This window comes from Geodermatophilus chilensis, from assembly GCF_002802985.1.
Lineage (GTDB): Bacteria > Actinomycetota > Actinomycetes > Mycobacteriales > Geodermatophilaceae > Geodermatophilus > Geodermatophilus chilensis.
Genome location: NZ_NVPT01000371.1, coordinates 1 through 1,066, shown reverse-complemented (window position 1 = coordinate 1,066; position 1,066 = coordinate 1). Strand labels below are relative to the sequence as shown.

The window sequence follows — 1,066 nt, the reverse complement described above, 5'->3', positions numbered from 1 at the left end:
CTTCGCCACTCGCTACGACAAACTCGCCGTCCGCTACGAAGCAACCGTCCAGATCAGCGACATCGACATCTGGCTCCGCGACTTATCAAACAGGGCCTAGTCGCGGCGGGCCGCGCGGGCGGTGCAGATGAGCTGCCGGGTGGCGGCCTGCAGCTGCTTCGGGCAGGTCAGCGGCCGGGCGAAGGGGACCCGCAGGTCACGCCGGCCGGCCGGGCGCTCGATGCGCAGCCGGTAGCCGAAGCGGTCCAGGGCCAGCGGTCGGACGACGTCGTGCGGGCCGAGGTCGCCGGTCGGGATGCGGCTGCGCAACAGGTCCAGCACCTCGGGGTGGTCGCGGTCGAGGTGCTGCAGCATCCGCGCCTCGACGGCGGCCAGCGGGTCGGGGCGGGCCTGCGCGTAGGCGTGCGGGCCGACCTCGGTGCAGCGCTCGCCCTCCCGCAGCACCACCTCGGCGACGTCCAGCCGCAGCAGCGTCGCGCCGTCCCCCACGTCGAGCAGCGAGCCCACCGGCCGGGTCTCGGCGAAGGCCAGCACTGCGGCGCGCCGGGCTGCCGGGTGCACGGGGGCGAGCCAGCCGGAGAGCCACAGCTGGGCGCGCAGCGGGTCCCGCAGCGGCACCGGCGCCCGGTCGCTGACCATCAGGACGGCGGTGAGGTCGTCACGGCCGGCGAGCGCGGTGTCGACCTCCCCGCCGGTCGGCACGAGCACGTAGGTGGTGCCCGTGGTGGTCGTGGCGTGCGCCAGCGGGCGACCGGCGTCCAGCCCGCGCACGCACAGCGCGGCGGAGGTGCGACCGCCGACGGTGCGGGCGCGCTCGGCGGCGTCGGCGCGCAGGACGGGTGCTGCGGGGCTCGTCGTCACGGGGCTCCCTCGAGGTCGGCAGTAGGTTAGGCGAGCCTAACCTGACTAACCGGATGGGGGAAGATCCCCGGCGCGCCGCGCGCGACGCGCCGTCACGTGACGGGACGGTCCCATCCGGGGACCTTGTCCCCCGCTCGCTCGCGGGTGTTGCATGGCCCACCCCGAGCGCCCGCCGGCCGCGAGGGCCAGGGCGGTGAGGGTGCTG

Annotated in this window: 1 protein-coding gene; it reads right to left on the bottom strand. The window is 75.7% G+C overall.

The genetic code is table 11. The annotated features are described in order from the left end of the window. Window positions 1-96: 96 nt before the first annotated feature. Entirely contained in the window at window positions 97-861 is a 765-nt protein-coding gene (locus CNO22_RS27225) for a DUF2470 domain-containing protein (RefSeq protein WP_100502326.1), read from the bottom strand. Between the last annotated feature and the right edge of the window lie 205 nt (window positions 862-1,066).